This is a genomic window from Mesorhizobium sp. M1C.F.Ca.ET.210.01.1.1, assembly GCF_004791585.1.
Taxonomy (GTDB): domain Bacteria; phylum Pseudomonadota; class Alphaproteobacteria; order Rhizobiales; family Rhizobiaceae; genus Mesorhizobium.
Genome location: NZ_SRUU01000016.1, coordinates 16,105 through 38,916, shown reverse-complemented (window position 1 = coordinate 38,916; position 22,812 = coordinate 16,105). Strand labels below are relative to the sequence as shown.

Sequence of the window (22,812 nt, the reverse complement as noted above, 5' to 3'; positions counted from 1 at the left end):
CCGGTGACCATTCGCGGAATGGGGGTCGGTTGCGGACTGTCCAAGTTCGAGCGCTGCTGGTTGCTTCCATTGCGGCTCTGCTCGCCGTGTCGGGCGAGGAAACCGACAGGTGCCGCTCAGCCCTTTTCAATCGCCAATCAAAAACCCCGCGATCAGCTTCTGCAGGTTCCCGCCCGGTCCGAACTCGACCTTGTCGAAATCGCGGCTGGCCTGGCGCTGCGCCCTGGAGAGCTGGTCGAGATATTGCGTCAGCTCCGCCCTGATCTTCGTGCAGCCGGGGTCGTCGGCGACGGTGAGGCCGACGCTGAAGGCGACGATCTTGTCCACCATCTCGACGATGCCGGCGCCGTGCACCTTCTCATGCGCGGCGAGCCCGGCGGCGAAGGAATCCCAGCGCGCCTTGACGGCCGGGGCAAGTTTCCCGGCGGGCTTCGGCAGCGTGTAGGTGATGATAAGCTTCGGCCGCGCCGTCTTCAGCACGCAGGCGCCGTTCTCCGGCCTGTAGTCCCGCTGCCAGGTCAGCTTGAAGAAAGTGTGCGCGATCGCCCGCCGCTCATTGCCCGCCGGGTCCTTGCCGATGACCGGCCCCTTCTCGCCGATCGAGACATAGAGCTCCTCCACCGTCTGGCCCGAGATGGCATAGGGCGCGACCTTCTCGACCGGCTTCCAGTCGGCAAGCGCTGGCGAGGGAAGGAGCAGTGCGGCAAGGAGGAGGACGAGCTTCATGGGACTCTCGGGTAGATTGCGGATGAGAAGCGCGGTTCTAGCTTCCTCCTTATGGGGGAGAAAGCGATTTCAACTTCCTAGCGATAGCCAAGTGTTGGAAATCGCAGGAGAGGGGATTTGCCAGGCGGAAACTTTGGCGGCCGGCGCCGGCATTGATGACGGCGGAACCCCCGCGCCCGCCGGTCGTTTCTATGCCATCGTCTCGACCATGGGGAGGCTGCCATGACCCGCAACGAGATCATTTCCGTGCTTGGCCCGGTCGACGAGGCTGTGATCGCCGACATCGCGCTCACCGGCGCCAGCCTCGAGGAGCTGCGCGAGGCTTTCGCCTGGATCGGCGCCGACGAGGCGCTGATCAACGAGGGCCGTGCGATGCCCAGCGCCAGGGTGACGAAGCTGATCGATATCCTCGAGCCGCCCGAAGACGTTCCGCAGGTGCCGGGTGGGATGGAGTAGGGCCTCTCCTTCTCTTCCTCCTGGTAGGTGCTTCTCCCTACTTGCCCCTGCGACATTTCCCGGCATAGCCTGACATCGCCTTTCGGGAGGAGGGGAGCATGGACACCAACGTTGTCATTGTCGGCGCGGGGCCGGCGGGGCTGGCCGTCGCCGCCTGCCTGAAACAGGCGGGCATGGATTTCACCATCCTCGAAAAGGCCGGCGAGGTGGCGCCGGCCTGGCGGCGGCATTACCGGCGGCTGCATCTGCACACGGTGAAATCCTTCTCCTCGCTGCCCTTCGTGCCGTTCCCCAAAAGCCACCCCCGCTATGTCCCGCGCGAAAAGGTGGTCGCCTATCTCGATGCCTATGCCCAGCGCTTCGGCCTGAAGCCGCGCTTCGGCGTGACGGTGAAATCGATCCGCCGCGCGGGCGGGAAATTCCTGGTCGAGACCGACGCGGGCGACATCGGCGCCAGGAAGATCGTCGTCGCCACCGGCAACAATGCCGAGCCGATCGTGCCGGGCTTCGCCGGCATCGAGGCGTTCAAGGGCGAAGTGCTGCACAGCGCCGCCTACACCGAGGCCGCTCCCTATGTCGGCAGGAATGTGCTGGTCATCGGCATGGGCAACACCGGCGCCGAGATCGCGCTCGATCTTGCCGAGTCCGGCGCCCGTCCGGCGATCTCGGTGCGCAAGGGCGTCCACATCGTGCCGCGCCAGCTCTTCGGCGTGCCGATCCAGATGGTCGGCATCGCCAGCCGGCCGATGCCGCAGGCGTTGAACGACTGGATGTTCCCAAAGATCCTCGACCTAGCGCTGGGCAGGCTGGAGAAATACGGCATCGTGCGGCCGAAGACCGGCATTCTTGCGCAGATCGACGCCGGCCGCATTCCGGTCATCGATGTCGGCACCGTGGCGGCGATCAAGGCGGGCAGGATCGGCATTGTTCCCGACATCGTCCGCTTCACCGAGGACGGCGCGAAATTCGCCGACGGGCGCGAGCTGAAATTCGACGCGGTGATCTTCGCCACCGGCTACCGGCCGGGCTATGACGGCTTCCTGCCTGCGGAGCTGCGGCCGGCAAAGAGCGGCGTCAATCAACGAGCAGCCGACCTCGGCGTCTATCTCATCGGCTTCCACAATCCGGTCACCGGCCTGTTGCGCGAGATCGGCATCGAGGCGCAGGCGGTGGCCGCCGATATCAAGAAGCGGGGGTGAAAGTGCGCCCCGTCCCCGACAAGGGAGAGGGGCGCCAGGCCCTCAATGCTTCGCGCTGCTAGCCTTGCCTTCGTTGACGGCGATGCGCCTGGCTTTGGTCTGGGCGCGCTTGGTCTTGGGCAGCGCCACGGTGAGCACGCCGTTGCGGAAGCTGGCGTGGACCTTGTCTTCCTCGACTTCGGTGCCGATCGGGATGCGCCGCTCGAAACGGCCGTAGAAGCGTTCGGAGAATTGCTTGCCCTTGTCCTCGGTTTCGGCGCGCTTCTCGCCGCGCAGCGTCAACACGCCGTCGTCGAGCAGCACCTCGATATCTTTTTCATCCATGCCGGGAATCTCTGCGGTCACGTGGATCTCCGTCTCGCTGTCGGAGATTTCCACACTTGGCCAGGCTTGCCCGGCAAAGGCTGCGCCAAACGACGGCATGCGCGTTTCGAAGCCGCGCATGGCGTCGTCGAACAGGCGGTTCATTTCGCGATGCAACGTCATGAAGGGGTCGCCCCCACGTTGGAGATCGCGATACATGTCGGAGAGCTGGCTGCTCTCCCGGCCCCAGGGAATGAGATCACGGATTGCCATTGCATTTCCTCCTCATCTGGTCGCGTCAGGATGTCGTCGAATGTCCTGGCCTGGGATCGTGAGACTCTCAAGTCGAACCGCGCCGTCGCATCGGGTCCGTTACCCACATGGCCCGCAAATCGTGGCCAACAAGCCGCGGCCGGCAAACCGGCGGCGTCGCCGGTCCCCTCAGGCAACCGGCAAGTGTCGATCTGGAAGCTGTCCGACCGAAGTCAAGACCCGTATTCCGTCTGCCGGCAGATTTGATCATGGAGCTCGGATGCCGGCCGCTTGCCGGGAGCATAGGGGCGAGGCTGGTCGAGATCCTGGAGCCTCCACGCCAGCGGATCGCCGCATAAATCGGGTGGCGCTCGTGATCGCGGCATGCGAAGCCAATCGTTGCCAAGGGAGGGATCCAGCCATGCTCACGCTCTACGACTACCTGCCGTCGCAAAACGCCTGGAAGGTCCGCGTCCTGCTCGGGCTGCTCGGCATCGGTTACGAGACACGTATGGTGTCGATCTTCGAGGGCGAAAGCCGCACGGAGGCCTTCCTCAAGCTCAATCCAGCCGGTGCCGTTCCCGTGCTCGCGGTGGAAAATGGCCAGGCGATCGCCGAGTCCAACGCGATCCTCACCTGCGTCGCGGAGGGCACGCCCTACCTGCCGGCGGACCGCCTTGCGCGCGCCAAGGTCATGCAGTGGCTGTTCTTCGAGCAGTATTATGTCGAGCCGGTCATTGGCTCGCTGCGCTTCTGGACGCTGACCGGACGGCTGGAACGCAACCAGGCGCTTGTTCCCGGTAAGCGCGAGGCGGGTACCCGCGCGCTCGGCGCTCTCGAGCGCAGCCTGCAGGTCACGCCGTTCCTCGTCGGTGGCTCGCTCACCATCGCCGACATCGCCGTCTATGCCTACAGCCACCGCGCCGAGGATTGCGGCTTTTCGCTTGCCGATTATCCCGCGGTCAGCGCCTGGATCGATCGGGTGAGCGAGACGATCGGCCCGGGCTATCCGGTGCATCCCTACAGCATCGATCCGCATTCGGGCGGTTGAGCGAAGCGCGCTTCCACGAAGTTGCCGGAACGGAAGTCGCGGCGGGGCGTTTCCGAAAAGCAGCGCGCCGGCGCTGTCAGCCCGAAGCGCCGCCCGCAACGCGCGCAATGGAGGCCAGCATGGTTCGCCCCATCGTCATCGCAATCCTCGCCGCTGGCATTGCCGGCCTGCCCGCCATGGCGGCCGAGGAATATTGGGTCGCCAGGGATGCCGTCTCGAAGCAGTGCGAGATCGTGCCGAAGAAACCTGACGGGACCTTGGTTATCGATCTCGGCAAGAAGAAATATGCCAGCGAGGGCGAGGCCAGGAAGGCGATGGAAGCGATGGTGGATTGCAAGAAGTGATGCGCTCAACGGCAAAGACTGCCAGGTAGCATTCCTTCGCCCTCTGTCCGACAGGACGGAAGGGGACGCCCCGCCAGCGTCAGAGGTGATCCACCAGGAATGCCGCCCTACCGGTCCACCATCGACATGGTCCGCTCGTTGTACCTCGGCCCCGACACCTTGTCGGGCGAGAGCGCCATGTCGAGCCCGAGCATCTCGGTGGCGTCGAGCTCGATGTCGGCCGCCGCGACATTTTCTTCAAGATAGGTCCGCCGCTTGGTGCCGGGGATCGGCACGATGTCGATGCCGAATTCCGGCCCCTTGGCGAGCAGCCAGGCAATCGCCACCTGGCCGGGCTTGACGCCTTTTGCCGCGGCGATGTCGCGCACCGTGGCGGCCGCCGCGACATTCAAGTCGAAATTCTCGCCCTGGTAGCGCGGGTCGCCGCGCCTGAAATCGCCTTCCGGATAATCCTCGGCACGTTTGACGTCGCCGGCGAGGAAACCGCGGCCGAGCGGCGCGAACGGCACCAGGCCGATGCCGAGCTCGGCAAGCGCCGGGATGATCTCGGGTTCCAGGTTGCGCTCCCACAGCGAATATTCGCTCTGCAGCGCCGAGACCGGATGCACTTGATGCGCGCGGCGGATGTTGGCGATGCCCGCCTCCGACAGGCCAAAGAAGCGCACCTTGCCTTCCGCCACCAGCTCGCCGACCGTGCCGGCGACATCCTCCATCGGAACGTCCGGGTCGACGCGGTGCTGGTAGATGAGGTCGATGTGGTCGGTGGCGAGCCGCTGCAGCGAGCCGTCCACTGCCTCGCGGATATGCTCGGGGCGGCTGTCGCGGCCGGTGCCGTCCTGCTTGCCGTCGACGATGCGGAAGCCGAATTTTGTCGCGATCGTCACCTGGTCGCGCCGGCCCTTCAGCGCGCGGCCGAGCAGCTCCTCGTTGATGAAAGGCCCATAGACCTCGGCCGTGTCGAGGAAGGTGCAGCCGAGCTCGATCGCCCGGTGGATCGTCGCGATCGATTCCGCTTCGTCGGCCGGGCCGTAGGACTGGCTCATGCCCATGCAGCCGAGGCCGATCGAGGAGACGACGAGCCCCTGGCTGCCGAGTTTCTGCTTGCCCAGGCTCATCTGTCTGTCTCCGGTGAAGAATTAGCGCCCGCGAAATTATAGGGCCGGAACGGAACACGTCCAGCCGCGTCGGCTTGATCAAGATCAAGGGAGGCAGAAGGCAAGGGAGTATGGTGCGATCGTCTTGGGAAGGACACAAGGCGGGCGGGTGGTTCCGGCCGATCCACTCCCTCGGGACCCTGACGGAACCACCCGGATCGCCGCTCTCGGCGAACAGCCGCTCAACTCAGCTATAAGGCGACCAGCATTGCTGCCGGGGCCCGTCATAGGGCTGGTAGCTGCTGTCCCACGCGCGGTAGGAGACGTAGCGCTCCGAGCACCAGCGCACATGCGTGGCGGCCAGGCGCGCCGCCGGGCGGGGCGGCGGCGCGACCGTGGCCGCCGCGACGCCGGCCACGAAGGCGGCGGCCGGGAACCAGTAGCCGTTGTAGTAATGGTAGCCGGGCCGCACGCGCCAATAGCCTCGATAGCCGTTGTAGCAATAGACGCCGCCGGCGGCGCCTTCTAGGAAGGTGTGATGCAGGCGCTGCGGCCGCGGACCGCCGCCTGACCGGCCATCTACGCCATCGGCAGCAACCGGCGCATGATCAGCGAGGCGTGACCGCCGACGCCATGCGCAGCCGGGCGGCGCTCGACCACCTCGAATCCGTGCTTGCGATAGAAGGCGATGGCCCGGTCGTTGCCCTCGATCACCTCCAGCGCGATCGAGGGAATGCCGGCATGGGCGGCAAGCACCGCGTGCAGGAGATCGACCGCCAGACCCATGCCGAATTCTGCCGGCTCGACATGCAGCCGGTTGAGCGTGACGTCGCCATTCCCGTCCATCGCCGCCATGGCATAGCCGGCGATCGAGCCGTCCGTCCGCTCGGCCACGAACGACATCTTGTCGTCGTCGGCAAGTTCGGCCGCGAGCTTCTCCGGCGCATGCTTCTCGTCGGAGAGCCGGGCAACGGTGTCCTCGCCCATGATCGGCGAATAGGTCCGCCGCCAGGACTGGCCGAGCAGCCGCGAGACGGCCGCGATGTCGTTCTTTGCCATCGCCCGGATGTGAACCATTGCCGCCTCCTTTGCTCCGCCGGCACAAAGCGGCGGCACGGCCACTTCTGCAGCCTGTCAGAGGGTCTGGCAAGGCCGCCGGCCGGGGTCCCTTTGAACGGACTGACGGGGGCGAAGTGTTCCGATGCTGCGCCGCACAGGGCCCGGCAGCGCGAAGAAAGCCGCTGCCTCCGCTTCTGCTATCCCGAATAACCTCATGATTACAGCGCGTTGAAGTAGGCCGGAAACCGAAAATTTCCGGCCGCCGCTCTTGAAACCCCTTCGCGTCAGACTAGTTGCGATAAGCGCGCGGGGTCCGGTTGCAAAGCCTCGCGGAGGGAGGGATCCATGGCTGCCAAGGAAGTGAAATTCCACACCGAGGCCCGCGACAGGATGCTGCGCGGCGTCGATATCCTGGCCGACGCGGTAAAGGTGACGCTCGGCCCGAAAGGCCGCAACGTCGTCATCGACAAGTCGTTCGGCGCCCCGCGCATCACCAAGGACGGTGTGACGGTGGCGAAGGAAATCGAGCTGGTGGACAAGTTCGAGAACATGGGCGCGCAGATGGTGCGCGAGGTGGCCTCGAGGACCAGCGACATCGCCGGTGACGGAACCACCACCGCCACCGTGCTCGCGCAGACCATTGTGCGGGAAGGGGCGAAGGCCGTGGCCGCCGGCATGAACCCGATGGACCTGAAACGCGGCATCGACCGGGCCGTCGAGGCGGTTGTCGCCGAGATCAGGGCCAATGCCCGCAAGGTGACCCGAAACGACGAGATCGCCCAGGTCGGCACCATCTCGGCCAATGGCGATGCCGAGATCGGCCGCTTCCTGGCCGAGGCGATGCAGAAGGTCGGCAATGAAGGCGTCATCACCGTCGAGGAGGCCAAGACCGCCAACACCGAACTGGAAGTCGTCGAAGGCATGCAGTTCGACCGCGGCTATCTCTCGCCCTACTTCATCACCAACCAGGACAAGATGCGCGCCGAACTGGAGGACGCCTATCTTCTGATCCATGAGAAGAAGCTGTCGAACCTGCAGGCGCTGCTGCCGATCCTGGAGGCGGTGGTGCAGTCCACCAAGCCGCTGCTCATCATCGCCGAGGACGTCGAGGGCGAGGCCCTGGCAACGCTTGTCGTCAACAAGTTGCGCGGCGGCCTGAAGATCGCCGCCGTCAAGGCTCCGGGCTTCGGTGACCGCCGCAAGGCCATGCTGGAAGACATCGCCATCCTCACCGGCGGGCAGGTCATCTCGGAAGATCTCGGCATCAAGCTGGAGAGTGTCAGGCTCGAGATGCTGGGGCGCGCCAGGAGGGTGATGGTCGAGAAAGAGGCCACCACCATCGTCGACGGCGCTGGGGGGAAGGAGGAGATCCAGGGCCGCGTCGCCCAGATCAGGCAGCAGATCGAGGAGACCACCTCGGACTACGACAAGGAGAAGCTGCAGGAGCGTCTGGCCAAGCTCGCGGGCGGCGTCGCGGTGATCCGCGTCGGCGGCTCGACCGAGATCGAGGTCCGGGAGCGCAAGGATCGCGTCGACGACGCGCTGCACGCCACCCGCGCCGCGGTTGAGGAAGGCATCCTGCCGGGCGGCGGCGTGGCATTGCTGAGAGCCGCAAAGGCGCTCGACGCTGCCGCTGTCGACAACCCGGACCAGAGGACAGGCATCGAGATCGTGCGCCGCGCGCTGGAAACGCCGGTGCGCCAGATCGCCGAGAACGCGGGCGCCGAAGGCTCGATCATCGTCGGCAGGCTGCGCGAGAACGGGCAGTTCTCTTTCGGCTGGAATGCGCAGACCGGCGTCTATGGCGATCTCTACAGCCAAGGCGTCATCGATCCCGCCAAGGTGGTGCGCACCGCGCTGCAGGATGCCGCCTCCATCGCGGGGCTGCTGGTCACCACCGAAGCGATGGTGGCGGAAAAGCGGAAGAACGAGGCCGCTTCGGCGATGCCTCCCGGAGCCGGAATGAATTATTGAGGCGGCCCGCTTCGCCATCTTCGGGTCAAGGCCGTCGATGGCGAAGTTCAGCGGCGTTAGAACGTGTCGACTCTGACGGGGTGAGCGCCGCCGCAGCGCCGAAATTGACTCGCCCGCCGCTCTCCGCCATCCTTAAGGCAGCCGCTGTTGCAGCGGCAGCGTGTTTCGAGTGAGGCCATGGCCAGTCCCGTCGCCAGAGAAAATTCCCGCCGCGCGGCGGTGAAGAAGGCGCTCGACCGCCACAAGGTCTATGTCACCGCGCAGAGCTTTTCCGGCGGCGCCTATAGCGCGCGCGTACTGGTCGACGGCGAGGCCTATTGGGTCGACGAGTTCCGGCTCTCGCAACTGAGGCAAGGGCTTTCGCCGGCCGAGCTGGAACTGACGCCGGCTGCCGACGATTGAAGGGCTTTTGCTGGGATGACGACGGCAAGGCCGGCGGGACAGCGCCCCCCTCTGTCCTGCCGGACATCTCCCCCTCAAGGGGGGAGATCAGATCTCGCCACTGCCTTCGCCAATCGCCGACGTTTTAAGCGCAGCGACAGCGCTCGAACTGCCAATCTCCCCCCTAGAGGGGGAGATGTCCGGCAGGACAGAGGGGGGCGTGAAGGAACGCGGCCTTTGCCATTGTCCGTTCTGCGCTTCGACGCCTAACCCATGCCCTCCAAGCTCAAATCCTACCGGGCCAAGCGCGAATTCAGCAGGACCCCTGAGCCCGCCGGCGGGCCAGCGGTCGGCGGCGGCAACCGCTTCGTCGTCCACAAGCACCACGCCACCGCCGACCACTACGACCTGCGCCTCGAAGTCGGCGGCGTGCTGAAGAGCTGGGCGGTGCCGCGCGGGCCCTCGCTCAACCCGGCCGACAAGCGTCTTGCCGTCGAGACCGAGGACCATCCGATCGAATATATCGACTTCGAGGGCGTCATCCCCGAGGGCGAATATGGCGGCGGGCCGATGATCGTCTGGGACGCCGGCACCTGGGCGCCGATGGAGGATGTCGAGAAAAGCCTGCGCACCGGCGCCTTCAAGTTCCGGCTGGCCGGGCAAAAACTGAACGGCGGCTGGATGCTGACCAGGCTGAAGCCGAAACCCGGCGAGGACGAGAACAAGAAGAACTGGCTCTTGTTCAAGGAGCGCGACCTTGCCGCCGACACCACGCTCAACATCCTCGAGGCGCGGCCGGAAAGCGTGAAGTCAGGCCGCCGCATCGAGGAACTGGTCGCCGAAAAGAAGCCGCCGCGCCTGCCGCCCAAGCCCGGCTCGCTAAAGCCGGGCGCGTTGCCCGGCGCCGTGAGGGGCGAGCCGCCGAGCCGCATCGAGCCGCAGCTTGCCACCCAGGTGCCGAAGCCGCCGGGTGGCGATGATCCGGCGGAGCGCACCGGCGAGCTCTGGCTGCACGAGATAAAATTCGACGGCTACCGCACCATGGCGCATGTCGTCGACGGCGAGGTGCGCCTGATCACCCGCGGCGGCATCGACTGGACGAAGCGCTACGGCGACCTCCCTCAAGCTTTTTCGCGCCTGCCGGTCAGCCGGGCGATCATCGACGGCGAGATCATGGTGCTCGACGACAAGGGCATCTCCCGCTTCGCGCTGCTGCAGGACGCGCTGTCTTCCGGTGCCGGCTCGAAGCTGCATTTCTACGCCTTCGATCTTCTCCATCTCGACGGCTGGGACCTGCGCAAGGCGCCCTTGCAGAAGCGTAAGGCGTTGCTTGCCGAACTGCTCGCCGGCCAGGCCGCCAACTCCGCCATCCAGTTCAGCGACCATGTCGAGGGCGACGGGCGCGGGCTTTACGAGCAGGCGACGGAACTCGGGCTGGAAGGCGTCGTCTCCAAGCGCGCCGACGCCATCTACCAGAGCGGCCGCACCAAGAGCTGGACCAAGGTCAAGGCGCTGCAGAAGGACGATTTCATCATCGCCGGCTACACGATCTCCGACCGGGCCGAGGGGCTGGCGGCACTCGGCATGGCCGAGTTCGAGGACGGCGAATTGCACTACCGCGGCAAGGTCGGCACCGGCTTCGACAGCGACATGGCGCGGGACCTGCTCGCCCGGCTGGAGCGGCTGACGGCGGGCGCCACGCCGCCGGAAGGCGTGCCGCGCGAGATCATGCGCGAGATGCATTGGGTGAAGCCGCTGCTGTCGGCCCGCATCCACTATTCCAACCGCACCGCCGACAATGCGCTGCGCCACGGCGTCTTCCGGGGCCTGCGCGATGTCGGCGGCCTGACCACGCCGGTGCCGGTCAAGCGCAAGCGGCTGATCGCGGAGTCCGACCTCGCCACCATCTGGGTGACCAATCCGGAGCGCCGCCTGTTCGGCAAGACCGGGCCGACAAAACTCGACATCGCCGTCTATTACGCGCTGGTCGGCGATTTCATGCTGCCGCATATCATCGGCCGTCCGGTGTCGCTGGTGCGCTGCCCGACCGGCAAGCCGCAGGATTGCTTTTTCCAGCGCCACGCCTTCACCGGCATGCCCCCTTCGGTAGCGGTGTTCGAATCGACCAATTCGGAAGGAGAGACCAAGACCTATCTCTCGGTCGAGGACGCCAAGGGCTATCTGGCGCTAGCGCAGTTCGGCGTGGTGGAGTTCCACACCTGGGGCACGCATCGCACGAAACTCGACAAGCCCGACCAGATCGTCTTCGACCTCGACCCGGGCGAGGGGATTTCCTGGCGCGAAGTGGTGGAGGCGGCCGTCCATATCAAGGGCGGGCTGGAGAGCCTCGGCCTGGTGCCTTTCGCCAAGACCTCCGGCGGCAAGGGCATCCACATCACGGTACCGGTGACGCAGAAGCAGAACTGGAAGAAACTGCACCAGGCCTCGAGCGCCATTTCGACTTTGCTTGCGGCAAGCGCGCCGGACACGTTTGTCACCACCATGGGCAAGGAAAACCGCAAGAAGCGCATCTTCATCGACTTCCACCGCAACGCCCGCGGCCACACCTCCGCCGCACCCTATTCGCTGCGCGCCCGCACCAATTTGCCGGCCTCGACGCCAGTAAGCTGGACCGATCTCGAGACGATCGACGCGCCGGAGGATTTGAACTACGCCTCGCTGCCGGGCCTGCTGGAGACGTCGGGCGATCCCTGGGCGGAGATCGATGAGTTTGCCAGGGATCTGCCGGTGGTGGAGCGCTAGTTCCTCGCCCCCACGAAGTGGGGGAGAGGTGGCCGCGCAGCGGCCGGAGCGGGGGCAGTGCCAGCGAGTGTGGTCAGGGCGCCACGAAGCATCAAGGCTCGCGCCATTCCCCCTCTCCGTCTCGACTTCGCCGAGCCACCTCTCCCCCGCTCTCGCGGAGGCGAGGAGGGGCGGCGGCCATCGACGCTTCCTACAATTTGAACTATCCTCCGCGCCAACCCGGCCCAAGAACACTTCGCTAGGAATTCGGCTGTAAGGTGAAGGGTCGGTGTAGGATTTCCACGGCGCCAATCGTCCTCCGGACGAAAAGCGCTGCAAAGAGCATGGTCCCAAGAAGCGGGAACCGGGTTTTGGACAAGACCATGCTCCAACATAGTGTCAGTGCATGGCCGCGTAGGAGTTCATCATGGCGCCCAGGGCAAGTTGGAAAGGTTACCTCAAGCTCAGCCTCGTCAGCTGTCCGGTCCGGCTCTATCCGGCCACCAGCGCGAGCGAGCGCATCTCGTTCAACCAGCTGCACAAGAAGACCCACAACCGCATCAACATGAAGCCGGTCGATCCCGAGCTCGGGTTGGTCGAGCGTTCGGATCTGGTGCGCGGCTACGAATACGAGGACAAGCAGTACATCATCATCGATGACGCCGACCTCGACGCGGTGAGGATCGAATCCAACCACACGATGAACATCGAGGCCTTCGTCGACGAGGGCGAGGTCGATGTCATCTACCAGGATTCGCCCTATTACCTTGCCCCCGACGGCGCCATGGCGGAGGAGACCTTCGCGGTGCTGCGCGAGGCCATGCGCAAATCCGGCAAGCTCGCTATCGCGCGCCTGGTGCTTTCCAGCCGCGAGCGCGTGGTGACAATCGGCGCGCGCGAGAACGGCATGTTCGTCTGCACGTTGAGGAATCCCAACGAAGTGCGTGGCACGGCTGAATATTTCGGCAACATCCCGGCCGGCAAGCCGGACCCGGAAATGCTGGAGCTTGCCCAGGCGCTGATCAAGCAGAAGGAAACCCACTTCGATCCGAAGAATTATGAGGATCGCTACGAAGTGGCGCTGATGGCGATGATCCGCGAGAAGCTGAAAGGCCACAAGCCGATCATCGCGGCCGCACCCGAGCGCGGCAACGTCATCAACCTGATGGATGCGCTGAAGGCGAGCCTGTCGCAGCAAGCCAAGCCGCCCGCCAAGTCGAAGAGCAAGGCCGAGGAAGCGCCGGCAAAACCCGCCAAGAAGGCGGCCGCCGGCGGCGGCGCGCCTGAGAACCCGCTGAAGGCGAACCTGCTGAAGGCCGTCGGCAAGAGCAAGAAGTGACCGGAGGGCCGGTGATCGTTCCCGGCGCCGTCCTCGGCGTCGTCGGCGCGCTGGCCGCCTTTCCGCTCAGGCTCGCGGCGCGCGAGGTCGAGCGCCGCCATGCCGAGCTGAGGCGCGGCGTCACGCGGCGCACTACCCATGTCGTGTTCGGCCGCGCCTTGCTGGCGAAAGCCGCGACCAGCCGGACCGGCGATGCCGAGATCGAGCGCCGCGTGAAAGCCGAGCGCGAGGCCGGGCGCACGCTCACCAGCGAGAACGGCTTCTTGCGCCTGCTCGGCCTGATGAAGGCGCCGGAGGCATCGTCGCTCTCCCGGCAGTCGCTCATCGACCAGTCGCGCCTGGCCGGCGACGATCTCGACCTGCTGTCGCTGTTCGACGCCTTCGAGCATGACGCTGAGCCCTATTCCTTCCGCGACCTGATCCTGGCCAGGAAATATGCCGGCCTGATCGCCAGCGGCGCCAGCTGGGGCGCGATCGCGCGCTCGGTGCACCGCTCCGGCCCGGTCGCCTCGCTCACCGCCAAGTCGCTCAACCTCGGCTCCCAGCACGGCCGCCCGGACGCGATCTATCTCGACGACGGCACGAGCGAGCTCGATGGCCAATTGCTGTTCGATCTCGGATCATCGGAAGACGACACGCTGGAGGAATTGTTCGCCGAGGCCGAAGCCGCGGAAGAGGAGGGGCGCCACGACGATGCGGCAGCGCTTTACCAGCGCTGCCTGGCGATCGACCCGGGCGACGCCATAGCCGCCTTCAACCGCGCCAACTGCCTGCGCGGTGCCGGCCGTGTGGCGGAAGCGGCGCACGACTATGCCCGCGCGATAAAACTCGATCCGGGCTTTGTCGAAGCCTGGTTCAACCTCGCCGGCCTGATGAGCGACGAAGGCAAGGTTGCCTCGGCGCGAAGGCACCTGCAGAAGGCAATCGCGCTCGACAAGGCCTATGCCGACCCGGTGTTCAACCTCGCCCGGCTGGAATTCGATGCCGGCAATCTTGCCGAGGCGCGTGGGCTCTGGGCGCGGTATCTTGAGCTCGACGCGGAGTCCGAATGGGCAAGGTTGGCGCAGAAGGGGATCCAGTTCGTGGATCTGCATATGGCGCGCACGGCGGGGTGAGCGCCTCTCCTTCTCCCCTTGCGGGAGAAGGTGGATCGGCGCGCAGCGCCGAGACGGATGAGGGGTGTTGGAAGGAATGAGACGCCGGTAATCTTGTCGCTTGCCAGGATATCGATGAACGTGGCCGCCAAGCTGGAACACCCCTCATCCGACCGAGCTTCGCTCGGCCACCTTCTCCCACAAGGGGAGAAGGGGAGATTGGAGCACCCATGACCCACTTCCTCTTCGACGGCTTCGACACCGCTCCCGTCACCATCCTGCTCGCCCATGGCGCCGGGGCCGCGATGGACTCGCCCTCGATGACCGCCACCGCCAAGGCTCTCGCCGCGGCCGGCTTCCAGGTCGCGCGCTTCGAGTTCCACTACATGGCGGCGCGCCGCTACGGCCACCGCAAGCCGCCGCCGCGCGCCGAGACGGTGAACCCGGAATACATCAAGGCGATCGCCGATCTTCGCGCCAAGGGCGTGACCGGCAAGCTGATCATCGGCGGCAAGTCGATGGGCGGACGCGTCGCCTCCATGGTCGCGGACGAGATGTTTGAAAAAGGCGAGATCGCCGGGCTGGTCTGCCTGGGCTATCCGTTCCATCCGCCGGGAAAGCCGGAGCAATTGAGGACGAAGCATCTCGCCGGCCTCAAGACGCCGACGCTGATCTTCCAGGGCACGCGCGACGAGTTCGGCACCAGGGACGAGGTCGCGACCTACGGCCTGTCCGCGGCAATAGACGTGGTCTGGCTGGAGGACGGCGACCACGATCTGAAGCCGCGCAAGGCGGTGTCGGGCTTTTCGACGGCCGATCACCTGCAGACGGTGGCGGAGACGATAAAAGCCAGGCTGGCTTCGTCATCCTAAAGCATGTCTCCCGAAAGCGGGAACCGGTTTCGGGACAAAGACATGCGTAAGATCAAAGACCTAAGCGCAGCGCGAATCTGAACGATCGCGACGCGCTTTGATGCATGTCGTCCAAAACTGCTCGGCGGTTTTGGGAGCGCGGCATGCATCGAAGCAAAGACTTGAAGCGCGTCTCTGTTCAGCGCGACGCGCTTTAGGGTCAAGCCCGAGGGCGAACGCGGCGCAGCTTAGCCGTAGATCTGCCTGTGGATCTGGTAGAGCATTTCCGAGCGGTCGGCGCGCAGATCGGCGAGATCGCGGCTCGACAGGTTCTCGACTTCGGCGACGAGCCGGTTGTACTGGCGGCGCTTGGCGATGTTGGTGCGAGCGCGGGAGACGATGTTGTCGAAGATCATGACGAGGTTCCTTCTTAACTGTTCCTCCCTCATCGATTGTGAGCATGACATAGGAATGGTGCGTCGCAAAAGGAAGATGTTGCAATGCACCATTGCAGCCAGCGCATAGCCGGTTAACCTGCCGTTACCCGCCCGCCCAGTCCAAGCAGGATCGCCACGGCTGCCCCAGAGCCTCAAGATGCGGTGAAGCTTCCATCATTGGCCTTGCCTTCTTTGCCATCGGCTGGCTTGATCCGCGCGTCACATCGTGCCGGGAGGAAAAGCATGGCGGCCGCCGACTACGAAGTTCTCGATCCGCGCTTCGCGCGCCTGTTCGTCGGCAACGCGCAGGTGGACAAGCTTTTCACCGGATGCCGGTGGGCGGAAGGTCCGGCCTGGTTCGCCGCCGGCCGCTATGTCGTGTGGTCGGACATCCCCAACAACCGCATGTTGCGCTATGACGAGACCGACGGCAGCGTCAGCGTCTTCCGCCAGCCGTCGGGCAATTCCAACGGAAACACTGTCGACCGGCAGGGCCGGCTGGTCACCTGCGAGCATTCGGGCCGCCGCGTCAGCCGCACCGAGCATGATGGCTCGGTCACCACCATCGCCGACAAATGGCGCGGCAAGCGGCTCAACTCGCCCAACGACGTCGTGGTCCGTTCCGACGGCTCGATCTGGTTCACCGATCCGGCCTACGGCATCGACAGCGACTATGAGGGCGACAAGGCCGAGAGCGAAATCGGCGCCTGCTACGTATATCGCGTCGACCCGGGCACAGGCGATATCGAGGCCGTCATCACCGACATGGTCAGGCCGAACGGGCTTGCCTTCTCGCCCGACGAAAGCCTTCTCTATGTCGCCGATACCGGCCGCACGCACGGCGCCCAGAACCCTGCGCATATACGCGTGTTCAATGTCGGCAAGGGCGGCAAGAAGGTCTCGGGCGGCAAGGTCTTCGCCGACTGCACTGCCGGCCTGTTCGACGGCTTCCGGCTCGACGATGCAGGGCGCATCTGGACAAGCGCGGCCGACGGCATCCACTGCTACGATCCGGACGGCACGCTGATCGGCAAGGTCAAGGTGCCGGAGGTGACCGCCAATTGCGTGTTCGGCGGCATCAAGCGCAACTGCCTCTATATCGCCGGCACCACCTCGCTCTACATGGTGCGGCTGATGGTGAATGGGGCGAAGACCTATTGAGGCTGTTAGCGCTGTCGAAGAACTGAGACAGTTTCGACATCTTGCGAGGTTAGTCGAAGTCTCCACAATTACCTGGAATGACGAAGATGTGGTTCGCTGCTACTCATCGTGAGCCCGGATGAAGCCGGCGAAGCTCTGCACCGCCTCGCGCATCGCCAGCCGGTTCTCGGCCTTCGCCAGGATCGCCTCGATCTCCGGCGGCTTCTTGCCGAGCAGCGCGATCTCAAGCGCGGCCTCTTCGTAGAACGCGAACGACATGGTGCGCATGATCTCGGCAAGTGCCGCGCGCGCATAGAGCGAGCGCGCAGAGGCGTGCACCTGCATCGCCGGCTTGCCGACGGCGGCGTCGCGCGACACCAGCCAGTCGAGCGCGTTCTTCAGCCCGCCGGGCACGCCATGCGCATATTCGGGACAGGAGACGATGACGCCGTCGGCGCGGGTGACGACGTCGATCAGGCGCGCCGCTTCCGGCGGCGTTGCCTCGCCCTCGTCGTCCGGGTTGAAGATCGGCAGCCGGCCAAGCCCGTCATAGACGGTGACGCGGCAGTCCGCGGGCGCGTTGGCGGCTAAAGCCGTGACAAGGGCCGAATTGGTCGAGGCGGCGCGCAGGCTGCCGGAGATGGCGAGGAGGTTCAGCAAGGACGGCAGCTCGGCGAATCGTGCCCGGGAAATCTACCACATGGTCTGCCGGTAATCGTCGTCCAGCTCGCGGTCGATCTCGCCGGCGCTCTCCGAGAGCGCCAACTGGTCGCGGATGATCTGGCCGAGCGTCGGCAGGCTCGCGCGGTCGTACCAGGTCTCGGGCTTCCACAGATCGGAACGCATGAAGGCCTTGGCGCAATGCATGTAGGCGGCCTTCACCGTCACCACGATGACGCTTTGCGGCTCCTTGCCGTCGACGGCCAGGCGCTCGCGCAGACCTGGATCGATGGTGATGCGGGCGTCACCATTGACGCGCAGCGTCTCGTTCATGCCGGGAATGATGAAGAGCAGCCCCACCGATGGATTGCGGACGATGTTCTCCAGCGTGTCCAGACGGTTGTTGCCGGGACGGTCGGGGATGGCGATTGTGCTGTTGTCGAGGATGGCGGTGAAGCCGGGCTTGTCGCCCTTCGGCGTCACATCGGCATTGCCGGCGCCGTCGGAGGAGCCGATCAGCACGAAGGGGCTCTTGCCGATGAAGGAGCGGCAGTGGCCGTCGAGCGCCTTCAGCTCCTTGCGGATCGAGCCGTCGGTGGGGCGGGGCGTCTTGTAGATCGTCCTCAGCTCGGCGCGCGTGGTGAGGAATTCCATGCCCCCGTCTCCGTGTTATTTACCCGCGTTCTCTTCCTTGGCCTTTTCCTCCAGCGAGTGGCGCATGATCAGCGGCATCTGGCTGAAGGTGAAGAGCAGCGTGATCGGCATGATGCCCCAGACCTTGAAGGTAACCCAGGCATCGGTCGAAAAATTCCGCCAGACCACCTCGTTGACGAGGGCCAGGAACAGGAAGAACACGCCCCAGCGGAAGGTGAGCTTGCGCCAGCCTTCGGCGTCGAGGCTGAAGGCGGAATCGAAGACATAGCCGAGCAGCGACCTGCCGAAGAACAGGCCGCCGAGCAAGATGCCGCCGAACAGCGTGTTGACGATGGTCGGCTTCATCTTGATGAAGATGTCGTCCTGCAGATAGAGCGTCAGCGCGCCGAAGATAAAGACGACGACGCCCGACACCAGCGGCATGATCGGCAGGGTGCGGGTGAGCAGCCAGGAGGCGATGAGCGCGATCGCCGTGGCAGCCATGAACAGGCCGGTTGCGACGAAGATCGGGCCGCCGAGCTCGCCAAGCGCCGGAAATTTCTGCACCAGCCACTCGCTGCGCGCATTGGCGAAGAAGAAGACCAGCAGCGGTCCGAGCTCCAGCAGCAGCTTGAGCAGCGGGTTGACGCCTTCCTTCTTCTGTTTCTGCGGGTCGGACGGGTCGCGTTCGAGGATGTTCATGAATTTCCTTGTTGTCCCGAAAGTCGGCGCTTTTGGGATCGTTCAAGCCACGCCGGCGATCGCCCTGGCGAATTCGCTGGCCGAGAAGGGTTCGAGGTCGTCGACCTGCTCGCCGACGCCGATGAAATAGACCGGCAACCGGTGCTTGGCCGCGATCGCCACCAGAATACCGCCGCGCGCCGTGCCGTCCAGCTTGGTCATCACCAGGCCGTTGACGCCGGCGACGTTGCGGAAGATCTCGACCTGGCTCAGCGCATTCTGGCCGGTGGTGGCGTCGACGGTCTGCAGCACGGTGTGCGGGGCTTCCGGGTCGAGCTTGCCGAGCACGCGCACGATCTTTTCCAGCTCCGCCATCAGCTCGGCCTTGTTCTGCAGCCGGCCGGCGGTGTCGATGATCAGCACGTCGGAGCCGGCCTCCTTCGCCTTCTCGAAGGCGTCATAGGCAAGACCGGCGGCATCGGCGCCGAGCTTCGAGGCGATGACCGGCGACTTGGTGCGCTCGCCCCAGATCTTGAGCTGCTCGATCGCGGCGGCGCGGAACGTGTCACCAGCCGCCAGCATCACCGAGAGGCCGCCTTCGGTCAGCTTGGCCGCCAGCTTGCCGATGGTAGTGGTCTTGCCCGTGCCGTTGACGCCGACGACCAGGATGACATGCGGCTTGTGGCTGAGGTCGAGCTCCAGCGGCAGGGCTACCGGGGTCAGCACCTTCTCGACTTCCGCCGCCATGACGGCGCGGACTTCCGTGTCCGAAACGTCCTTGCCGTAGCGGCTGGAGGCCAGTGCGTCGGTGACGCGCAACGCCGTCTCCAGGCCGAGGTCGGCGCGGATCAGCACGTCCTCCAGGTCCTGCAGCGTGTCCTCGTCCAGCTTGCGCTTGGTGAAGACGCCGGCGATGTTGCCGGTGAGCTCGCGCGAGGATCGGGCAAGCCCGTCGCGCATGCGCTGGAACCAGGAGCGCCGCGGCGCCGGCTCCGCCGCTTTTTGCGGCTCGGCCTTCTGCTCGACCTTTTTGGCGACCGTCACCTTGCCGGCTGACGGTGCGGGCTTTGGTTGAGATGGCGCCTCTACCTCCCCCTCGATGGGGGAGGTCCCGAGCGCGGCTCGGGGGTGACTGGCGCCGGCGCTGCCACCCCGCCCCGCCGCTTCGCGTCGACCCTCCCCATCGAGGGGAGGGTGGGGCATTGGCGCGGCTTCGACTTCCGGCGCGATCTCGGCGCGTAGAGGCTGCGGCTCGATGGGCGCAGGCTGGCGAATGGGGGGCAAAGCTTCGGCAGGCGGGATTTCGGGCAGCGGCTTCTCGGCCGGAACCTCGCTGGGCGGCATCGGCACCTCGACCGGCGCCGGTTCCGGTTGTCGCTCGGGACGCGACGGCTCGATCTCCGGTTCTGCCGGTGCCGGTGGCGGCACTTCCTGCGGTTCCGGCTCAGGCGCCGGCTCTGGCCCCGGCTGGACAGGCGGTATCGGCACCACCTCCGGCGCCGGCGGCTCTGGCGTCTCCGGCGCGGGCTGAGGTTCTTCTTCCGGTTCAGGCTCCGGCAACGGTTCCGGTTCGGCCGGAACGACCGGCTCCGGCGCCGGCGGAATGGCCGGAGCAGGCTCGGGCTTCGGCTCCTCGGGCGTGGGTGCGACTTGTACCTCCCCCTCGATGGGGGAGGTCCCGAGTTCAGCTCGGGGGTGAGGGTGACTGGCGCCAGCGTCGGCGCTGTCACCCCGCCCCGCCACTTCGTGGCGACCCTCCCCATCGAGGGGAGGGTGGGGAGCCTGCTCGGCTTCCGGCTTCAGCGCCTCCAGCGCATCCCATTTGATCGGCGGCAGCGGTGCTGTCTCGTCGACGCGCTCCTCGACGACCTCTTTCTTGCCGAACGAAAATATCTTCTTGAAGAAACCAGCCATGCGTCTCGCAGTCTCAGGCGGCTTGGGCGGCGAGCGGTGCCGCGATCAGGCGGGCGCTGTCATGGCCGGTGATGACGGCCTCGACGATCTCGCCCGGCCGGCCGGCGGCAATCGCGGCCAGCGTGAAACCTTCGGTGCGGCCGAGCCCGTCGCGCTCGATAAGGATCGATTGCGGCGTGCCGGCAAGGGACGCCAGATGACGGCGATAGGCGGCCTCGCCGGCGGCGCGCAGCCTGGCGGCGCGCTGCTTGACCACCTCGCGGCGCACCTGCGGCATGCGCGCGGCGGGCGTGCCTTCGCGCGGGCTGAACGGAAAGACGTGCAGATGCGTCAGGCCGCATTCCTCGACGATCCTTTCCGAATTCTCGAACATCGCCTCGGTCTCGGTCGGGAAGCCGGCGATGATGTCGGCGCCGAAGACGATTGCAGGACGCAGCTTGCGCACGTCCTCGCAGAAGCGGATCGACTGGTCGCGCAGATGCCGGCGCTTCATGCGCTTCAGGATCATGTCGTCGCCGGACTGCAGCGACAGATGCAGATGCGGCATCAGCCTGGCTTCGGTGGCGATGGCCTCGAGCAAGTCGTCGTCGGCCTCGATGGAATCGATCGAGGAAAGCCTGAGCCGCTTCACGTCGGGCACCTGGCGCAGGATGGTCTTCACCAGCTTGCCCAGCCTCGGGCTGCCCGGCAGGTCGGCGCCGAAACTGGTCATGTCGACGCCGGAGAGCACGATCTCGGCATAGCCGTTGCCGGCGAGGCGCTTGATCTGCTCGACCACGGCGCCCATCGGCACCGAGCGCGAATTGCCGCGGCCAAAGGGGATGATGCAGAAGGTGCAGCGATGGTCACAACCGTTCTGCACCTGCACGAAGGCGCGCGCCCGGCCTTCGATGGCGTCGACCATGTGGCTCGCGGTCTCGCGCACCGAGAAGATGTCGTTGACGCGCGCCTTCTCGGTGTCGTTGACGCCGAAATCGGGCAGCGCGCGATAGGAGTTCGCCTTCAGCTTCTCCTCGTTGCCGAGCACGAGGTCGACCTCGTCCATGGCTGCGAACTTCTGCGGCTCGGTCTGCGCGGCGCAGCCGGTGACGATGATGCGCGCTTCAGGATTCTCGCGGCGCGCCTTGCGGATCGCCTGCTTGGCCTGGCGCACCGCTTCGGCGGTGACGGCGCAGGTGTTGAAGATGACGGCGCCGCCCTTCAGCGCGCCGAGCCCGGCGCTCTCGGCCTCGCGGCGCATCACTTCCGATTCATAGGTGTTGAGGCGGCAGCCGAACGTGACGACGTCGATGCCCGTGGAAACGGGGCCTTTTTGAACGGCGGACATCAGGCGGCGCTTTCGGTGTCGCGGGCCCAGGCGCCGGTCGAGGGATCGAAGCTGCCGGAAAATTCCCATTCGGCGGCACCCGTCAGGATGACGTGATCGTCGTCGCGCCACTCGACATTGAGCTCGCCGCCGCCCGGCGTGAGCAGCGAGACGCTGCGGCCGGTGCGCTTGGTGCGGGCGGCGGCCACCACGGCAGCGCATGCGGCCGAGCCGCAGGCCTTGGTGAGGCCGGCGCCGCGCTCCCAAGTGCGGATGATCATCGTCTGCGGCGACGTCACCTGGGCGATGGTGATGTTGGCGCGCTCGGGGAAGATCGGATGGTTCTCGAGCAGCGGGCCGAAGCGGTCGAGCTCGTAGGACCAGACGTCGCGATCGACCCAGAAGATGGCGTGCGGGTTGCCCATCGAGACGACCGAAGGCGAATGCAGTACCGGCGCGTCGATCGGGCCGATCTGCAGTTCGATCATGCGGGTGTCGCGGAACTCCTCGGCAAGCGGGATCTCCTGCCAGCCGAAGCGCGGCTTGCCCATGTCGACCGAGATCGTGCCGTCGGCATGCTCCTTTGCGTTGAGGATGCCGGCGCGGGTTTCGAAGGTGAAGATCTTTTGCCCGGTCTCGGCGGCCAGGGCCTGCACGACGCAGCGCATGCCGTTGCCGCAGGCCTGCGCGCCGGTGCCGTCGGAATTCAATATGTCGACGTAATAGGCGGTGCCTGATGTGCGCGCATCATGGATCGCCATGATCTGGTCGAACTTGGTCGCGGCATCGGCGTTGAGGGCGATCGCCGCCTCCGGCGTCACCTTGTCGGCACGGCCGCGCATGTCGGCAACGATGATCTCGTTGCCGATGCCGTTCATCTTGGCGAAGGGGGCAGTGCCTGCCATCTAACCGGTCGTTCCAGTTCCGTTTGGCGCTATATGGCGGAAACGGGCGGGAATTACCAGTGTGGCGAGGGTTCTACGTTACCGCGAAGACGCCGAGCACGATCAGCAGGAAGATGATGAGCACGATGCCGATCAGGATGCGCGCGCCCAGGGCGGCGGCGCCGGCCAGCGCCGGCATGCCGAGCAGGCTTGCGGCCGCGGCGACGATCAGAAGGATGATGATCCACTTGATCATGAGAAGGCTCCTGGCCGAATTGCGTTGTGGAACCAA

At 65.7% G+C, this 22,812-nt stretch carries 24 protein-coding genes; 11 read left to right on the top strand and 13 right to left on the bottom strand.

The genetic code is table 11. The annotated features are described in order from the left end of the window. Positions 1-126: 126 nt before the first annotated feature. Positions 127-726, bottom strand: a complete 600-nt coding sequence (locus EN853_RS18825; RefSeq protein WP_127859682.1) for a DUF922 domain-containing protein — start codon at positions 724-726, stop codon at positions 127-129. Between the two features lie 222 nt (positions 727-948). Here EN853_RS18825 and EN853_RS18820 point away from each other — a divergent pair, with 222 nt between their 5' ends. Next, the gene (locus tag EN853_RS18820) at positions 949-1,182 is read left to right on the top strand and encodes a hypothetical protein (RefSeq protein WP_127859681.1); all 234 of its coding nucleotides are present in this window, start codon (positions 949-951) and stop codon (positions 1,180-1,182) included. A 98-nt stretch (positions 1,183-1,280) separates the two neighbouring features. Next, a complete protein-coding gene (locus EN853_RS18815) occupies positions 1,281-2,381 on the top strand; it encodes an NAD(P)/FAD-dependent oxidoreductase (protein ID WP_127859680.1) in 1,101 nt (366 codons plus the stop codon). Positions 2,382-2,423: 42 nt separating this feature from the next. On the opposite strand, the gene EN853_RS18810 is transcribed toward EN853_RS18815, so the two are convergent. After that, on the bottom strand, positions 2,424-2,957 hold the full coding sequence (locus EN853_RS18810) for an Hsp20/alpha crystallin family protein (RefSeq protein WP_127859679.1): 534 nt from the start codon (positions 2,955-2,957) through the stop codon (positions 2,424-2,426). Positions 2,958-3,357: 400 nt separating this feature from the next. On the opposite strand from EN853_RS18810, the gene EN853_RS18805 reads away from it, so the two are divergent. Both EN853_RS18805 and EN853_RS18800 read left to right on the top strand, forming a co-directional pair. Beyond that, entirely contained in the window at positions 3,358-3,987 is a 630-nt protein-coding gene (locus tag EN853_RS18805; RefSeq protein ID WP_127859678.1) for a glutathione S-transferase family protein, read from the top strand. 119 nt (positions 3,988-4,106) lie between these two features. Further along, positions 4,107-4,331: a hypothetical protein gene (locus tag EN853_RS18800; RefSeq protein WP_127859677.1), complete on the top strand. Its 225-nt coding sequence runs from the start codon at positions 4,107-4,109 to the stop codon at positions 4,329-4,331. A gap of 107 nt (positions 4,332-4,438) precedes the next feature. Here the strand turns inward: EN853_RS18800 and EN853_RS18795 are convergent, their stop codons facing one another. The 3 genes from EN853_RS18795 to EN853_RS18785 all read right to left on the bottom strand — a co-directional run bounded on the left by EN853_RS18795 (position 4,439) and on the right by EN853_RS18785 (position 6,502). After that, on the bottom strand, positions 4,439-5,446 hold the full coding sequence (locus EN853_RS18795; protein WP_127859676.1) for an aldo/keto reductase: 1,008 nt from the start codon (positions 5,444-5,446) through the stop codon (positions 4,439-4,441). A gap of 226 nt (positions 5,447-5,672) precedes the next feature. Further along, complete coding sequence (locus tag EN853_RS34625) at positions 5,673-5,897, bottom strand: BA14K family protein (protein WP_348631586.1); 225 nt, start codon at positions 5,895-5,897, stop codon at positions 5,673-5,675. Positions 5,898-6,004: 107 nt separating this feature from the next. Beyond that, positions 6,005-6,502 (bottom strand): N-acetyltransferase, encoded by a 498-nt coding sequence (locus EN853_RS18785; RefSeq protein ID WP_127859675.1) that lies wholly within the window; start codon positions 6,500-6,502, stop codon positions 6,005-6,007. A gap of 327 nt (positions 6,503-6,829) precedes the next feature. On the opposite strand from EN853_RS18785, the gene groL reads away from it, so the two are divergent. From groL to EN853_RS18750, 6 genes are all read left to right on the top strand, one after another. Further along, positions 6,830-8,458, top strand: coding sequence for a chaperonin GroEL (gene groL / locus EN853_RS18780; protein WP_127859674.1), 1,629 nt, complete (start codon positions 6,830-6,832; stop codon positions 8,456-8,458). A gap of 177 nt (positions 8,459-8,635) precedes the next feature. Next, complete coding sequence (locus EN853_RS18775; RefSeq protein WP_127859673.1) at positions 8,636-8,860, top strand: hypothetical protein; 225 nt, start codon at positions 8,636-8,638, stop codon at positions 8,858-8,860. A 252-nt stretch (positions 8,861-9,112) separates the two neighbouring features. After that, a complete protein-coding gene (gene ligD / locus EN853_RS18765; protein ID WP_127859672.1) occupies positions 9,113-11,602 on the top strand; it encodes a DNA ligase D in 2,490 nt (829 codons plus the stop codon). A 406-nt stretch (positions 11,603-12,008) separates the two neighbouring features. Beyond that, positions 12,009-12,920, top strand: coding sequence for a Ku protein (locus EN853_RS18760; protein WP_127859671.1), 912 nt, complete (start codon positions 12,009-12,011; stop codon positions 12,918-12,920). Then, complete coding sequence (locus EN853_RS18755; RefSeq protein WP_245517102.1) at positions 12,917-14,035, top strand: tetratricopeptide repeat protein; 1,119 nt, start codon at positions 12,917-12,919, stop codon at positions 14,033-14,035. The genes EN853_RS18760 and EN853_RS18755 overlap by 4 nt, the downstream gene beginning before the upstream one ends. A 209-nt stretch (positions 14,036-14,244) precedes the next feature. Beyond that, positions 14,245-14,886, top strand: coding sequence for an alpha/beta fold hydrolase (locus EN853_RS18750; RefSeq protein ID WP_127859670.1), 642 nt, complete (start codon positions 14,245-14,247; stop codon positions 14,884-14,886). 227 nt (positions 14,887-15,113) lie between these two features. On the opposite strand, the gene EN853_RS34000 is transcribed toward EN853_RS18750, so the two are convergent. Next, positions 15,114-15,281, bottom strand: coding sequence for a hypothetical protein (locus tag EN853_RS34000; RefSeq protein ID WP_167524519.1), 168 nt, complete (start codon positions 15,279-15,281; stop codon positions 15,114-15,116). 264 nt (positions 15,282-15,545) lie between these two features. Between EN853_RS34000 and EN853_RS18745 the strand changes: the two genes are divergently transcribed. Then, positions 15,546-16,463 (top strand): SMP-30/gluconolactonase/LRE family protein, encoded by a 918-nt coding sequence (locus EN853_RS18745; RefSeq protein ID WP_127859669.1) that lies wholly within the window; start codon positions 15,546-15,548, stop codon positions 16,461-16,463. 99 nt (positions 16,464-16,562) lie between these two features. Here the strand turns inward: EN853_RS18745 and EN853_RS18740 are convergent, their stop codons facing one another. From EN853_RS18740 to EN853_RS18710, 7 genes are all read right to left on the bottom strand, one after another. Next, positions 16,563-17,102 (bottom strand): NADPH-dependent FMN reductase, encoded by a 540-nt coding sequence (locus EN853_RS18740; RefSeq protein WP_127859668.1) that lies wholly within the window; start codon positions 17,100-17,102, stop codon positions 16,563-16,565. A 33-nt stretch (positions 17,103-17,135) separates the two neighbouring features. Continuing rightward, positions 17,136-17,756 carry a pyridoxamine 5'-phosphate oxidase family protein gene (locus EN853_RS18735; RefSeq protein ID WP_127859667.1) on the bottom strand — a complete coding sequence of 207 codons (621 nt, stop codon included), beginning with the start codon at positions 17,754-17,756 and terminating at the stop codon, positions 17,136-17,138. A gap of 15 nt (positions 17,757-17,771) precedes the next feature. Further along, on the bottom strand, positions 17,772-18,437 hold the full coding sequence (locus EN853_RS18730; RefSeq protein ID WP_127859666.1) for a septation protein A: 666 nt from the start codon (positions 18,435-18,437) through the stop codon (positions 17,772-17,774). A 42-nt stretch (positions 18,438-18,479) separates the two neighbouring features. Then, on the bottom strand, positions 18,480-20,330 hold the full coding sequence (gene ftsY, locus EN853_RS18725) for a signal recognition particle-docking protein FtsY (protein ID WP_127859665.1): 1,851 nt from the start codon (positions 20,328-20,330) through the stop codon (positions 18,480-18,482). Positions 20,331-20,343: 13 nt separating this feature from the next. Further along, entirely contained in the window at positions 20,344-21,657 is a 1,314-nt protein-coding gene (gene mtaB, locus EN853_RS18720; RefSeq protein ID WP_127859664.1) for a tRNA (N(6)-L-threonylcarbamoyladenosine(37)-C(2))-methylthiotransferase MtaB, read from the bottom strand. After that, positions 21,657-22,541 carry a diaminopimelate epimerase gene (dapF, locus tag EN853_RS18715; RefSeq protein WP_127859663.1) on the bottom strand — a complete coding sequence of 295 codons (885 nt, stop codon included), beginning with the start codon at positions 22,539-22,541 and terminating at the stop codon, positions 21,657-21,659. The genes mtaB and dapF overlap by 1 nt, the downstream gene beginning before the upstream one ends. Positions 22,542-22,614: 73 nt before the next feature. Beyond that, the gene (locus tag EN853_RS18710; RefSeq protein ID WP_082296467.1) at positions 22,615-22,776 is read right to left on the bottom strand and encodes a DUF1328 domain-containing protein; all 162 of its coding nucleotides are present in this window, start codon (positions 22,774-22,776) and stop codon (positions 22,615-22,617) included. Positions 22,777-22,812 lie beyond the last annotated feature (36 nt).